The sequence below is a fragment of the uncultured Friedmanniella sp. genome, from assembly GCF_964244285.1.
Taxonomy (GTDB): domain Bacteria; phylum Actinomycetota; class Actinomycetes; order Propionibacteriales; family Propionibacteriaceae; genus Microlunatus.
Genome location: NZ_CAXTHT010000003.1, coordinates 451,302 through 464,211, shown reverse-complemented (window position 1 = coordinate 464,211; position 12,910 = coordinate 451,302). Strand labels below are relative to the sequence as shown.

Annotated in this window: 15 protein-coding genes; 7 read left to right on the top strand and 8 right to left on the bottom strand. The window is 71.4% G+C overall.

Annotation, left to right across the window (positions count from 1 at the left end):
* Positions 1-10: 10 nt before the first annotated feature.
* Together pgi and ACFE7W_RS10230 are read right to left on the bottom strand one after the other, a co-directional pair.
* Positions 11-1,669, bottom strand: coding sequence for a glucose-6-phosphate isomerase (gene pgi / locus ACFE7W_RS10235; RefSeq protein WP_375424661.1), 1,659 nt, complete (start codon positions 1,667-1,669; stop codon positions 11-13).
* A gap of 41 nt (positions 1,670-1,710) precedes the next feature.
* Positions 1,711-1,908 carry a hypothetical protein gene (locus ACFE7W_RS10230; RefSeq protein ID WP_375424660.1) on the bottom strand — a complete coding sequence of 66 codons (198 nt, stop codon included), beginning with the start codon at positions 1,906-1,908 and terminating at the stop codon, positions 1,711-1,713.
* A 69-nt stretch (positions 1,909-1,977) separates the two neighbouring features.
* On the opposite strand from ACFE7W_RS10230, the gene ACFE7W_RS10225 reads away from it, so the two are divergent.
* The 4 genes from ACFE7W_RS10225 (at position 1,978) to ACFE7W_RS10210 (ending at position 5,524) form a co-directional block, all read left to right on the top strand.
* The gene (locus tag ACFE7W_RS10225) at positions 1,978-2,424 is read left to right on the top strand and encodes a MarR family winged helix-turn-helix transcriptional regulator (protein WP_375424659.1); all 447 of its coding nucleotides are present in this window, start codon (positions 1,978-1,980) and stop codon (positions 2,422-2,424) included.
* A gap of 31 nt (positions 2,425-2,455) precedes the next feature.
* Positions 2,456-3,976 carry a deoxyguanosinetriphosphate triphosphohydrolase family protein gene (locus ACFE7W_RS10220; RefSeq protein WP_375424658.1) on the top strand — a complete coding sequence of 507 codons (1,521 nt, stop codon included), beginning with the start codon at positions 2,456-2,458 and terminating at the stop codon, positions 3,974-3,976.
* A gap of 52 nt (positions 3,977-4,028) precedes the next feature.
* Entirely contained in the window at positions 4,029-4,793 is a 765-nt protein-coding gene (locus ACFE7W_RS10215) for a hypothetical protein (RefSeq protein WP_375424657.1), read from the top strand.
* Positions 4,794-4,864: 71 nt separating this feature from the next.
* On the top strand, positions 4,865-5,524 hold the full coding sequence (locus tag ACFE7W_RS10210; RefSeq protein ID WP_375424656.1) for a M50 family metallopeptidase: 660 nt from the start codon (positions 4,865-4,867) through the stop codon (positions 5,522-5,524).
* A gap of 10 nt (positions 5,525-5,534) precedes the next feature.
* On the opposite strand, the gene ACFE7W_RS10205 is transcribed toward ACFE7W_RS10210, so the two are convergent.
* Positions 5,535-5,687 (bottom strand): hypothetical protein, encoded by a 153-nt coding sequence (locus tag ACFE7W_RS10205; RefSeq protein ID WP_375424655.1) that lies wholly within the window; start codon positions 5,685-5,687, stop codon positions 5,535-5,537.
* Positions 5,688-5,806: 119 nt separating this feature from the next.
* Here ACFE7W_RS10205 and ACFE7W_RS10200 point away from each other — a divergent pair, with 119 nt between their 5' ends.
* The gene (locus tag ACFE7W_RS10200) at positions 5,807-6,823 is read left to right on the top strand and encodes a serine hydrolase domain-containing protein (protein ID WP_375424654.1); all 1,017 of its coding nucleotides are present in this window, start codon (positions 5,807-5,809) and stop codon (positions 6,821-6,823) included.
* Here the strand turns inward: ACFE7W_RS10200 and ACFE7W_RS10195 are convergent.
* Together ACFE7W_RS10195 and ACFE7W_RS10190 are read right to left on the bottom strand one after the other, a co-directional pair.
* On the bottom strand, positions 6,792-7,250 hold the full coding sequence (locus tag ACFE7W_RS10195) for a hypothetical protein (RefSeq protein WP_375424653.1): 459 nt from the start codon (positions 7,248-7,250) through the stop codon (positions 6,792-6,794). The genes ACFE7W_RS10200 and ACFE7W_RS10195 overlap by 32 nt on opposite strands.
* Before the next feature lie 67 nt (positions 7,251-7,317).
* On the bottom strand, positions 7,318-8,250 hold the full coding sequence (locus ACFE7W_RS10190) for an SH3 domain-containing protein (RefSeq protein ID WP_375424652.1): 933 nt from the start codon (positions 8,248-8,250) through the stop codon (positions 7,318-7,320).
* Positions 8,251-8,399: 149 nt separating this feature from the next.
* Between ACFE7W_RS10190 and ACFE7W_RS10185 the strand changes: the two genes are divergently transcribed.
* The gene (locus tag ACFE7W_RS10185; protein ID WP_375424651.1) at positions 8,400-9,821 is read left to right on the top strand and encodes a mercuric reductase; all 1,422 of its coding nucleotides are present in this window, start codon (positions 8,400-8,402) and stop codon (positions 9,819-9,821) included.
* Between the two features lie 121 nt (positions 9,822-9,942).
* Positions 9,943-10,239, top strand: coding sequence for a hypothetical protein (locus ACFE7W_RS10180; RefSeq protein WP_375424650.1), 297 nt, complete (start codon positions 9,943-9,945; stop codon positions 10,237-10,239).
* An 8-nt stretch (positions 10,240-10,247) separates the two neighbouring features.
* Here ACFE7W_RS10180 and ACFE7W_RS10175 read toward each other — a convergent pair whose 3' ends face one another.
* Genes ACFE7W_RS10175 through ACFE7W_RS10165 form a run of 3 tightly spaced genes read right to left on the bottom strand, consistent with a single transcriptional unit; the run spans position 10,248 to position 12,903 of the window.
* The gene (locus ACFE7W_RS10175) at positions 10,248-10,787 is read right to left on the bottom strand and encodes a DNA-3-methyladenine glycosylase (protein ID WP_375424867.1); all 540 of its coding nucleotides are present in this window, start codon (positions 10,785-10,787) and stop codon (positions 10,248-10,250) included.
* Positions 10,788-10,840: 53 nt separating this feature from the next.
* Entirely contained in the window at positions 10,841-11,875 is a 1,035-nt protein-coding gene (locus ACFE7W_RS10170; protein ID WP_375424649.1) for a sugar ABC transporter substrate-binding protein, read from the bottom strand.
* Positions 11,872-12,903, bottom strand: coding sequence for an ABC transporter permease (locus tag ACFE7W_RS10165; protein WP_375424648.1), 1,032 nt, complete (start codon positions 12,901-12,903; stop codon positions 11,872-11,874). Before ACFE7W_RS10165 ends, ACFE7W_RS10170 begins: the two co-directional genes overlap by 4 nt.
* Between the last annotated feature and the right edge of the window lie 7 nt (positions 12,904-12,910).

Here is a 12,910-nt window from a genome sequence, read left to right as displayed (position 1 = left end):
TTTACGGCGCTTAGCTGCGGTGAGCCCGGTACCAGCGGATGAGGGACTGGGTCGAGGGATCCTGGCCGGCCAGGGCGTCGGCGTCGCCGGTCACGGCGGGGGTGACCTGCTGGGCCAGCTGCTTGCCCAGCTCGACACCCCACTGGTCGAAGCTGTCGATGCCCCAGACGACGCCCTGGACAAAGGTGATGTGCTCGTACAGGGCGATCAGCTGGCCGACGACCGAGGGGGTCAGCGCCGGCGCGAAGATCGAGGTCGTCGGCCGGTTGCCGGTGAAGACGCGGGCGGGGACGATCGACTCCGCCGTCCCCTCGGCGCGGACCTCGTCGGCGGTCTTGCCGAAGGCCAGCGCCTTGGTCTGGGCGAAGAAGTTGGCGAGGAAGAGCTCGTGCACGTCCGCGTCGCCGTCGGTGAGCGGGTGCGCCGGGTTGGCCACGGCGATGAAGTCGGCCGGGATGACCCGGGTGCCCTGATGGATCAGCTGGTAGAACGCGTGCTGGCCGTTGGTGCCGGGCTCACCCCAGAAGACCTCGCCCGTCGGCGTCGTGACGGGCGAGCCGTCGTAGCGGACGCCCTTGCCGTTGGACTCCATCGTCAGCTGCTGCAGGTACGCCGGGAAGCGGTGCAGGTACTGCGTGTACGGCAGCACCGCGTGGGTCTGGGCGTCGAAGAAGTTGTTGTACCAGACGTTCAGCAGCCCCATCAGCAACGGGACGTTCTCCGCCGGCGGCGCCTGCAGGAAGTGCTCGTCGATAGCGTGGAAGCCAGCCAGGAACTGCCCGAACGCCTCCGGTCCGATCGCCACCGCGACCGAGGTGCCGATGGCGGAGTCGACCGAGTAGCGGCCGCCGACCCAGTCCCAGAACCCGAACGCGTTGTCGGGGTCGATGCCGAAGGCGGCCACCTTGTCCAGCGCCGTCGACACCGCGACGAAGTGCTTGGCGACCGCGCCCTGCTGGTCGGAGGAGGCGACGTCGCCGAGCCCCTCCAGCAGCCAGGCGCGAGCGAGCCGGGCGTTGGTCAGGGTCTCCAGCGTGGTGAAGGTCTTCGACGCGACGATGAACAGCGTCGTCTCCGGGTCGAGGTCACGGGTCTTCTCGGCCACGTCGGTCGGGTCGATGTTGGAGACGAAGCGGCAGGTCAGGCCCTCCTGCACGTACGGCAGCAGCGCCTCGTAGACCATCACCGGGCCCAGGTCAGAGCCGCCGATCCCGATGTTGACGATCGTCTGGATCCTCTTGCCCGTCACCCCCACCCACTCGCCGCTGCGCACCTTGTCGGCGAACGCGTACACCTTCTCGAGGACCTCGTGCACCTGCGGCACGACGTCGGCGCCGTCCACCTCCAGGCTGGCTCCGGCCGGTGCCCGCAGCGCGGTGTGCAGCACGGCCCGATCCTCGGTGACGTTGATGTGCTCGCCCGAGAACATGGCGGCCCGCCGCTCGGGCAGCCCGACCTGCTCGGCCAGCTCCAGCAGGTGGCCCAGCACCGTCTCGTCCACCAGGTTCTTGGACAGGTCGACGAACAGCTCGCCGGCGGTGAAGCTGAGCCGCTCGGCTCGTCCCGGCTCGTCGGCGAACCAGGCCCGCAGATCGGGGGCGAAACCCTCCCGGACGGCGGTCAGCCCTTGCCAGGCCGAGGTGCTGGTCGGATCCACCGGTGCGCTCATCTGTGCCCTCGTCTCACTCGCTCGGGATGTCCTCCGGCAGCCTAGCGATGAGCGGCGGCGGTGGCCTGACGGGCCTGGTGCGCGGCCTTGCGCCGGTCATGGTCGCGTTTCATCTGCACCCGGGGGTCGCGGGCGTCGTCGAGGGCGGCCGGGCCGTAGACGTGCATCAGGCCGTACTCGATGGTCCAGCGCAGCCGCCAGAACCATCCGAACCGCTCGTCCCGGGGGACCTTCGCCATCTCTGCTCCTCCACCTCGGCCGAACCATTAGTTCGCGCACTAATGATTAGCCTACAGTAGGATGGCAGCATGACCGCAGCGACCGCCATCGACCCCCTCGCCCTGGAGAGCCAGGTCTGCTTCGCGCTCGCCGTCGCTTCTCGTCGGGTGATCGCGGAGTACCGGCCGCTGCTGGAGCCGATGGGCCTGACCCACCCGCAGTACCTCGTGATGCTGGCGCTCTGGCAGGCCGAGCCGCTGTCGGTCCGCCGCCTGGGCGAGCTGGTCTCGCTGGAGCCCGCGACCCTCTCGCCGCTGCTCAAGCGGCTCGAGGTCCAGGGCTTCCTCCACCGGCAGCGCCGGACCGACGACGAGCGCACGCTCGACGTGACCCTGACCGAGGAGGGCCGGGCCCTGCGCGAGCGCGCGCTGGCCATCCCGCCGGCGATGATGGCGCGGCTGGGGCTGACCGTCGAGGAGCTCCAGGGGCTGCACGCGTTGCTCACCGACGTGATCGCCCGCACCAAGGACCCGTGAGCCGGGCGGTCCTGCAATACCGTTGGCGACCATGGACCCCCGACTCGAGCGCGCGTGGCCGGAGCCGGAGCATCCGTACACGCCCGGAGAGTCGGAGTTCCGGACCGACCTCGAACGGATCCGCTTCGCGCAGTCGTTCTCGCGCCTCGCCGAGGTCACCCAGGTGGTCACGGCGGGCGCGACCAACGGCGTGGTGCACAACCGGCTGACCCACACGCTCAAGGTCACCGCCGTGGCCAGGTCGATCGCCGTCCGCCTGCTGCGCACCGAGGACCGCGGGGTGCTCCGACGGCTCGGCGGCCTGGACCACGTCGTCGTCCAGGCGGCGGCCGGCGCGCACGACCTCGGTCACCCGCCGTTCGGGCATCTCGGCGAGCGCGCCCTCGACCGGCTGGCCCGGGAGCGGTTCGGGCTGGCGGACGGCTTCGAGGGCAACGCGCAGACCTTCCGGATCCTGTCCGAGCTCGAGGTCCTGGGCCCGGGCGACAACGGGCTCAACCTCACCGCCGCCGTCCGTGCCGCCGTGCTGAAGTACCCCTGGGCGAGGTTCCACCACCCCGACCCGCACCCCACGGACTGGGCCGACCCGCCCCGCGGCGCCGGGCACGGCAGCGGCGGCACCGGAGCGGCCAAGTTCTCCAGCTACCTGATCGACCTACCCGAGATGCTCACCTCGCTCGAGCCCTTCCCGGACCTGCCTCCGGGCCGGCAGACGCTGGAGTGCTCGGTGATGGACCTGGCCGACGACATCGCCTACTCCCTGCACGACGTCGAGGACTTCCACCGTTCGGGCGTGCTGCAGTTCTCCCCGGTTTCGGGAGAGTTCCGCACCTGGCTCAGCGAGCGACGGGCCCTGGCCGCCCTGGAACAGCGCGGACTCGCCGCGGTGGGGCGCGAGCCCGGCGCCGGGCTGGAGCGCCTGCGCCGTCGACTGCAGAGCCGCGACGACTGGGTCTTCGACGAGGCCACCTTCGCCGCGGCCGTCGCCGCCGTCGGGGACGAGTTCGTCGACGGCGTCCTGGCCTCCCCGTACGACGGCTCGATGATCGCCGAACGGGCCATCTCAGGCTTCGTCTCGCGCTGGATCGACCACCTGGTCAGCTCGGTCACCCTCGATCCCGACCCGCCCGTGCGCTCAGGCTACGTGCGGATGAGCGCTCGGACCTGGCACGAGGTGTCGGTGCTGAAGTTCGTGAACACCTACTTCATCCTCGACCGGCCCGACCTCGCGATGTTCCAGCGCGGCCAGGAGCAGACCGTCCGGCACCTCGTCACCGGCTTCGACCGCTGGCTGTCGGACCGCAGCGACGCCGCCCGCGCCCCGCACCGGCTGCTCGACCTGGTCAACTCCGCCACGTACGGCTACGAACGGATCGCCGCCACCCACCCCGAGTGGCTGGACGGCCGCACCTCCGACGCCGAGCTGGCCCGGATGGGCCGCGGCCGCGGCATCGTCGACTTCGTCAGCGGCCTCACCGACGCCCAGGCCGTCGCCTTCGCCGCCACCCTCACCGGCACCAGCGGCTCCCTGTGGACCAACGGAGGTTTGTGAGAGGAGACGCCCTGCAACAGGCTCAGGGCACGGGGCGCGGCACACTGGGACCATGCCGTCCGACCGCATCCGCAGCGTCGCTGTCGTCGTCACCGCCGTGGCGGAGGTGGTGGTCGGCTCGCTCAGCTCCACGGTGGGCGGCGACGTCGGCGCGATCTCGGACCAGAACCGCAGCCCGGTCACGCCGGCCGGGTACGCGTTCGCGATCTGGGGGCTGATCTACCTCGCGGCGCTGGCGCTCGCGGTCTACCAGGCCCGGCCCGGCCAGCGCGAGCGGGAGGTGCATCGGCGTACGGGGTGGTGGCTGGTGGCGGCGTTCACCGCCAGCACGGTCTGGGTGCCGGTCTTCGTCAGCGGCGCGATCTGGCTCTCGCAGGTGATCATCCTGGGCCTGGTCGCCTGCCTCGCGGTGGCTGCGCGGCAGTTCGTGGCCACCGGCCCGGCCGCCACGACGACGGAACGGCTGGCGCTGCGGCTGCCGGTCACCCTCTATCTCGGCTGGGCCACCCTGGCCGCCGCGGCCGGCTTCGGCACGACGTTCCGTTCCCTCGGGATGCCGGAACGGGCCGGCTGGGTCACGGGCGTCTCGCTGGTTCTGGTCCTGATGGCCACCGCCGTCTCCGTGGTCGCCGTGGGCCGGCTGGTGGCCGTGGTCGGGTACGCGTTCACCGCCGGCTGGGCTCTGGTCGCGGTGGCTGCGGCCACCGACGTCTTCCTCGTCCGGATCGCGGCGGTCGGTGCGCTGCTCGTCATCCTCGCCGTGCTGGCGCGACGGACCTCGACGAGCCGTGAGCCGAGGACGGTGTTGTTCGGCTGAGCGCGTCGGAACTGCTCGCCGAGGTTGCTCGCCGCGCGCTGTCGAGGCAGCCGGCCCCGTCGGCGGGGCTGGTGACGGGCTCGGCGCTGGTGGCGCTGGCCCTGGTGCTGCACCCCGCGCTCTGGCGGGCGACCCGGCTCGTGGTGACCATCACCCACGAGGGCGGCCACGCGGTGGCGGCGCTGGTGGTGGGACGTCGGCTGCGGGGGATCCGGCTGCACTCGGACACGTCCGGGCTGACGGTCTCCAGCGGCCGCCCGTCCGGGCCCGGCATGGTGGCGATGCTGCTGGCGGGATACCTGGGGCCGGCCCTGGTCGGGCTGGGTGCGGCGTTGCTGCTGCTGGACGGGCACGCACTCGGGCTGATGTGGGCGTTCGCGCTGCTGCTCGCGCTGATGCTGCTGCAGATCCGCAACCTCTACGGTTTCGTGGTCGTGCTGGGGTTCGGCGCCGGACTGGGCCTGCTGAGCTGGTACGGCGCGGCCGGCACCCAGACCGCGGTGGCGACCCTGCTGACCTGGGTGCTGCTCCTTGCCGCCCCCAAGCCCGTCCTCGAGCTGACCCGGCAGCACCAGGCCGGTCGGGCCAAGCACTCCGACGCCGGTCAGCTCTCCCGGCTCACGCGGCTACCGGTGGCTCTCTGGCTGGCGCTGTTCGGCCTGCTCAACCTCGGCGGGCTCGGTCTGGGCGCGGTCCTGTTGGTACCGGCCCTGACCAGCCTCGCCGGGTGAGCGGTCGGTCTCAGCGCTGGCCGAAGCCGCCGTGGCGCTGCGCGACGATGATGAGCTCGTCCCGCATGGCGGGGGTGGCGGCGTTGCTGATCGCGCGCGACAGCTCGCGCCGGTTCCGGGTGGTCTCCCGGTGGCTGCGGACGGCCTGCGTAAGGCGAGACATGGTGCGACCTTTCGTTATCGGCCCGAGACCTCTTTGACCTCGAAGCTTTCGATATCGAACTATACCATATCGATGGTCGCCGGGAGAGGCCCCGTCACCTGGCGCTCTAGGCTGGCCCGGTGGGCGAGAACCGTTGGGAGACGCTGCTCCGCGCCGGGACCTCGGCCGAGCCTCGGCCTCTTTTCCCGGGCGCCGTGCTGGGTCTAGACGTCGCGGGCCGGCGGCAGATCGTCGCGACCGGAGCGACCGGCTGCGACGCCGCGGGGGTGCCGGTCACCGCGGGCACCCTCTACGACCTGGCCTCGCTGACCAAGCTGGTGACGGCGACCGTGGTGGCCGTCCTGGCCGACCGCGGTGCGCTGGCCCTCGAGGACCGTGTCGTCCGCTACCTCCCGACTTTCGCCGGTGAGAGGCGCGACGCCATCACCGTGCGGCAGCTGCTCACCCACACCGCGGGGCTGCCCGCGGACACCTTCAGCTGGCGTCCGTCGCTGGAGGGGATCGGGACGCCTCGCTACTCCTGCGTCGGCTACCTGCTGCTGGGCCGGCTCGTCGAACAGGTCGCCGGGCCGCTGGACGCGGTCGTCCGGCAGGAGGTCGCCCAGCCGCTCGAGCTCGCCGACCTCGGCTACCGACCGCTGGACCGTGGCGTCGACCGGGACCGGATCGCCGCCACCGAGGTCCGTCCGGGGACGCCCGACTCCCGAGGACTGGTGCACGACGAGAACGCCGCGGCCTGGGGTGGGGTGGCCGGCAACGCGGGGCTCTTCGGCACCGCCGCCGACGTGCTGGGCTTCGGCCGGACGATGCTGGAGCTGCTGGCGGGGCGGCCGTCCGCCCTGGCCCTGTCGCCGGTCTCGGCCCGCGCCCTCATCACTGACGGGCTGGGCTGGCGGACCGACGACGCCACGTTCATGGGCAGGCTGGCCGGGCGGGGCCGCGCGTACGGCCACACCGGGTTCACCGGGACGTCACTGGTGCTGGACGAGGACCGCGACCTGGTCGCCGTCCTGCTGACCAACCGGGTGCATCCCTCGCGGACCCGGACCGAGCTCAACCCGTACCGGCGCGAGGTGGCGGCCGAGCTGGCGGCGGCCTACCCGCTCAGGCAGCCTGGCCGAAGTGCCGGTCGGTGACGTAGACCCCGGCACCCTCGAGCTCGGCCTCGATCCGGACGCGTTCGATGTCGCGCTCCATCCCGGCCGTCTCGGCGCTCAGCTCGTGCTCGATGTCGAGCATCTCGCAGGCCTGGGCGAGCAGCCGGTCGTAGGCGAGCCGGTTGCCCATCTGCTGGGCCGCGCTGCGCCGGGCGTCCGCGCCGACGGCGAGCCGGAGCCGTCGGAGGTTGGCCACCACCTCCTCCAGCGGCAGACCGGCCTGACGCCGTAGCGCCCGGACGGAACGACGGTGGTCACGAGCCTCGTGGCGACGTTCCCGCCAGGCACCGATGCTGCGGTCCCAGCGGCCGGCGAGGAGGTCGTAGCTCAACACGCACAGCACGGGGACGAGCACCATGATGGACACGGCTATCGCGCCCAGCACCACCTGGTACTTGTCCATCATGAACGGATTTTAGGTCGCGCACAGGTGAGCCACAAGTCAGGACCACAAGTCTCGGGACCGTTTCCCCTCAGCCGCCGGAGTGGCCGTAGACCGTGACGTGCACGTGGTCGTCGTGGTTGGCCGTCGCCGAGCCGCGGTCGGCGAAGGTGCGCCAGCCCTCGCCGGAGCGCTGCACCGTCCAGATGTGCTGCGCGTAGAGGACCTCGCTCACGCCGAGCTGCCTGGCGTTCGCCCGCACCCACTTCGCGATGTCCCAGCCGGTGTCGGAGTCGGAGATCATCGCGTCCAGGGCGCGACCCGACGGGTGCTCGGGCAGGGAGTCGGCCCGGACCCCGCCGTACGCCTTGACCGAGGGGTACCGGGCGCAGATGGCACGGTGGACGCGGATGGCGTCGGGGGTCAGGCCCGACTCGACCTTGGAGCCCGAGGCGCACGCCGCCGAGGAGATGCCGGCCGCGACGGCCGCCGGCTTCTTGTCCACCAGGTACTGGTCCTTCACCCAGGCTCCGCCGCCCCGGTAGGAGACGTAGCGCCAGACGCCGCGGACGGTCGCGGTGACCGAGAGCCGGGAACCGGCGTCGAGCACCGTCAACAGCTTGGAGCCGGTGTCGTTCTTCGCCCGCACGTTCAGGTCGACGCGGGTGTACTGGTGGTCCACCACGGTGAGCGAGGGCGTCGTCGGCTTGGCTTTCGCCTTCGGCTTGGCCTCCGGGTCGGGCTTCGCCGCCGGCTCGGGTTTCGTCGTCGGCTCGGTCTCGGGGGTGGCGGGCAGGGCCTGGCGGAAGTCGCTGCGGCTGACGGCCTGCTCACGGGTGAGCGTCGACGCGGTGGACTGGACCGGCGCGGGCGCGGGCGCGGGCGCGGCCTGCGGCTCGGCGGCTCCGGTGGCCGTTGCGACCACGCCGGTGGTGGCCAGGGCCAGCGCGAGCCCGGGCAGAGCGATCCGGCCGACCCGGACGACGGTGGACGGACGCGCTGCCCGTCGTGGGCGTGCTCGCACCACGAGCCCTCCGCTCCCCCGAGCCGTACGCGTCGAGATCGAATCGTTATCTTCTGGCTGGGGAGTCTAGGCAGACCGGAGCAGGGTTGGCCAATCCTGCGGCGCGGCCGGGGCACTACGGTGTCGAGAAGGACGACGAGAGGGCCGCCATGACCACCACCACCATGCAGCAGCACGAACCGCCCGGCGGGGCCGGCGAGGCGGAGCACTACGACGCCATCGTGATCGGCGCCGGGCAGGCTGGTCCCGGAGTGGCGGCGGACGCCGCCGGCCGCGGGGGCCGGGTGGCCCTGATCGAGATGGAGCGCGTCGGCGGCACCTGCCTCAACCACGGCTGCAAGCCCACCAAGGCGCTCCGGGCCAGCGCCGTGGTGGCCCACCAGGCGCGGCGGGCCGAGGTGTACGGCGTGCACACCGGTGAGGTGACCATCGACTTCCCGGCCGTGATGGCCCGGGTGCACCGGGTGATCGAGGACCAGGTGCAGGGACTGGCCGGGTACCTCGATGGCGTCGACCACCTCGAGCAGATCCACGGCCGCGCCACCCTGACCACCGACCCCGACGGTGTGGCGCACCGGGTCGAGGTCGCGGGCCGGACGTTGACGACCGGCCGCGTCTACCTCAACGTCGGGAGCCGCGCCTCCGTACCGCCACTGCCCGGCCTGGACACCGTAGAGGTGATGACCGAGGTCGAGCTGCTGGCCCTGACCGAGCTGCCGGAGCACCTGGTGATCGTGGGGGGCGGCTACCTGGGCTGCGAGTTCGGCCAGATGTTCGCCCGGTTCGGCTCGCAGGTCACCATCGTGGCCAGTGGCGGGCTGGCCGCCCGTGAGGACCCGGACGTGCGTCAGATCCTCACCGACCTGTTCACCGAGGAGGGCATCCGCGTCGTCGACGGCCGCACGTCCTCGGTGGCCCGGTCCTTGGCGAGGGATGGGGCATCCGACGGCGTCGAGGTGACGCTCGAGGACGGCAGCACCGTCACCGGGAGCCACCTGCTGATGGCGGTCGGGCGGCGCTCGAACTCCGACCTGCTCGGCGAGCACGGCGTCGAGACCGACGACCACGGGTTCTTCGTCACCGACGGCCGCTACCAGACCTCGGTGCCCGGGGTCTGGGCCCTGGGCGACGTCAACGGCCGCGGGGCCTGGACGCACACCTCCTACCAGGACTCCCAGATCCTGCTCGCCCCGCCGCGGACCGCCGACGGCCGGATCACCACGTACGCGATGTTCACCGACCCGCCGCTCGGCCGGGTCGGCATGAGCAGCGCCGACGCCCGCACGTCGGGACGCCGGGTGCTCAAGGCCGAGATCGGGATGGCCCGGGTCAGCCGCGCGATCCTGGAGAGCGAGACCACCGGCGTGATGCGCATCCTGGTCGACGCCGACAGCGAGGAGATCCTCGGCGCCAGCATCCTGGGGCTGCAGGCCGACGACGTGATCCAGGTCGTCGGCACCGCCATCCAGGCGGGCGTCCGCTACCCGACCCTGCGGGACGCCCTGCCCATCCACCCGACCGTGGCCGAGTACGTGCCCTCGATCCTCACCTCGCTGCAGCCGCTGGACTGACGTCACGGCCCGATCACGGAGCCGCCCGTACGCCTCGCCGGGCGGGCAGCATGATCGGCAACGGCCGCGCACGACGAGCTCGGGGAGTGCTCGACGCGGCCGAGGACGAGGGGAACCGACGATGGGCGAGCAGCAGACCAAGGCCGAGGTGGCGCTGGCGCAGTGCCGGGCGGAGGGCCACGGCTGGCCCGCCGTCCGCGAGGCGATGACCGACCGCCAGTTCAGGACCACCCGCAGCCGCTGCCGTCGCTGCCACGCCCGTCGGGTCGCCGTGCTCCGCACCGACCTGGACGAGCCCACCATCGAGATCTCCATCACCGAGGACGGCCAGACGGTGTCGTACCTGGAGGACCTGGTGCTGCCGAAGCCCGCTCCCCAGCCCGAACGGGCACCGAGCAGGCCCACCCTCGCCGCCTGAGACCGTCCTCAGGGGACGGCCGGGGCGCGCGGGCTGCGCTTGTAGTCGGAGACGAACCGATCACCGGTCAGCCAGAACCGCCAGGGCCGCTCGGCCTCGAGCGAGACCCCGACGCGGGGACCACGGCTGATCGCGGCGGCCGGCTGCGGGTCCGGTTCGAGGGTGACCGGCCCGTCGCCGAGCACCGACGTGCCCTTGTGCTCGGCCCCGAGGCCGAGCGCCTGGCAGAGCCGGCCGGGTCCGCGGGCCAGGTCGCGATCGGAGGAACGACCGCGGCGGGACCGGGCGAGGGCCAGGCCGTCGACCACCTCAGCGGCCCGCAGCAGACAGGCCGACGCGGTGCCGTCCGGGCCGCAGACCACGTTGGCGGCCCAGTGCATGCCGTAGGAGAAGTAGACGTAGAGCCGTCCCGGCGGTCCGAACATCACCTCGGTCCGGGCGGTACGACCCCGGGCGGCGTGCGAGGCGGGGTCACCGGTCCCGCTGTACGCCTCGACCTCGGTCAGCCGGACGGCCACCTCGCCATGCCGCAACAGCGCACCGAGCAGGAGAGGCGCGACCGATTCGGCCGGCCCCTCCAGCTCAGCGGCGGTGACGGGGGTCAGAAGACACTGTTGGGGTCGTAGTAGTCGTCGATGTTCTTGCAGCCGATCCCGACCGCCTTGGTGAACGACTGCGGCGGGTAGTCGCTCGGCTTCTTCTTGCCCGTCGCGATGTCGACCGCGATCTGCAGGGCCTCCTGGGCGGCCAGAGACGGGGAGTTGAGCCCGGTCGAGATGTACTTGCCGGTGCAGCCTCCCGACTTGATCAGCGCCTCCCCCTCCTTCTGACCGTCCGCGGCCGCGGCGACGTAGACGTTCTTGTACTTGTCCTTGCCGTTGATGACGTTGTAGGCGCCCAGGGTCATCGAGTCGTTGAGACCCATCACCAGGTCGGTGTCGGGATGGGCGGCCAGCATGTTCTCCGCCGCGACCTGGCCGATGTCCTGCGCGTAGTCGCCGGCCTGCTCGCTCTGGATCTCGAACGGCATGCCGCCCTCCTTCAGCCCGTCCAGAAAGCCCTGGCGACGGGCCGGGCCGACGAACTCGTCGGTGGCCGGGCCGGTGAGGATGACCATCTTGATGCTGGTCTTGCCCATGTCCTTGAATCGCTGAGCGGTGATCTTGCCCGACTCGCGGCCGATCGTGAGGTTGTCGGACTGGACGCTGGTGGTGCCGGTGCCCGGCACGGAGGTGTCGATGTAGACGACCGGAATCTTGGAGGCGACCTGGGTCATCATCTCCTTCTGACCCTTGACGCTGGTCGCGTTGACGATCAGGACGTCCGCGCCCTGGGCCATCATCGCCTGCATCTGGTTCATCTGGATGACGGGATCCTTGTTGGCCGCCTGGATGAGGATCTTGAAACCCTGCTGGTCCGCGATCTGCTGCGCCTCGACCTGCATGGCCGCGAAGTAGGGCGCCTGCAGCTGCTGCTGCGCAAAGCCGACGACAACCTGGTGGACGTCGGACTTCACCCCGTTGGCCGGGCCCTGTGCCGGGGCGGACGAGGGGTAGATCTGGCCGCAGGCGCTGACCATCAGCACCCCCGCCGCCCCCATCGCCGCGAGCGCCGTCCGGCGCCGCGCCCCGATCACTTGGCGGCCGAAGAGGTCGAGTCCGTCTTCCGCCGGCGCGTGAACTGGACCGTGGCGAGCGTGACGGCCACCAGGATGAGGGCGCCGCGGAAGGCGTCCTGCAGGAAGGTGGAGACGTTGAGCAGCGACAGGAGGTTGGCGATCACCGCGAAGATGATCGTGCCGACGACGGCACCGAAGACCTTGCCGAAGCCACCCGACAACCGCGCCCCGCCGATGACCACGGCGGCGATGGCTTCCAGCTCGAGCAGGTTGCCGGCGGTCGAGGTGCCGCTGGCGAAACGGCTCAGGAACATCCAGCCACCCAGTCCGACGAGCAGGCCGGCCAGGATGTAGACCGACCAGAGGGTGGTCTTGACCGGGATGCCCGAGCTGCGGGCGGCCTCGATGTTGGACCCGATCGCGTAGACCCGGCGTCCCCAGACGGTGCGGTAGAGCAAGAAGGCGACCAGCGCCACCATCAACAGCCAGATGATGGCCAGCACCGGGATCCCGATGACCGTCGTCTGGCCGAACTTGGCGAAGGACGCCGCCGCCTTCGGGTTGATCGGGATGCCGTTGCCGTAGGCGTACACCAGACCGCGGGCCAGGGCCAGCATGCCCAGGGTCACGATGAACGGCTCCAGACCGCGGAAGGCCACGAGCCAACCGTTGACCGCTCCGATGACGCCGCCAATGATCACGGCGACGACGAGGGACAGCAGGACCGACGGGCCACCGAAGAGGCCGGCGGCGATGACGGCGGCCAGGCCGAGCGCAGACCCGACGCTGATGTCGATGCCGCCGGTCAGCACCACGATCAGCTCACCGAGGGTGACCACGCCGATGATCGACATCTGCAGCAGCAGGTTGGTCAGGTTGGTCCCGCCCCAGAAGACCCCGCCCTTGGTGATGGTGGCCACCAGCAGGAGGGCGACCAGGATGTAGAGGGCGTACTGGCTCTTCAGCCAGCCGGTGATCGCACTGCCTCGGGAGTCGTCCTCCTCGTAGGCGTGGACGGCGGGGGGTGGCGCGACGGATGTGGCCATGAAGGAA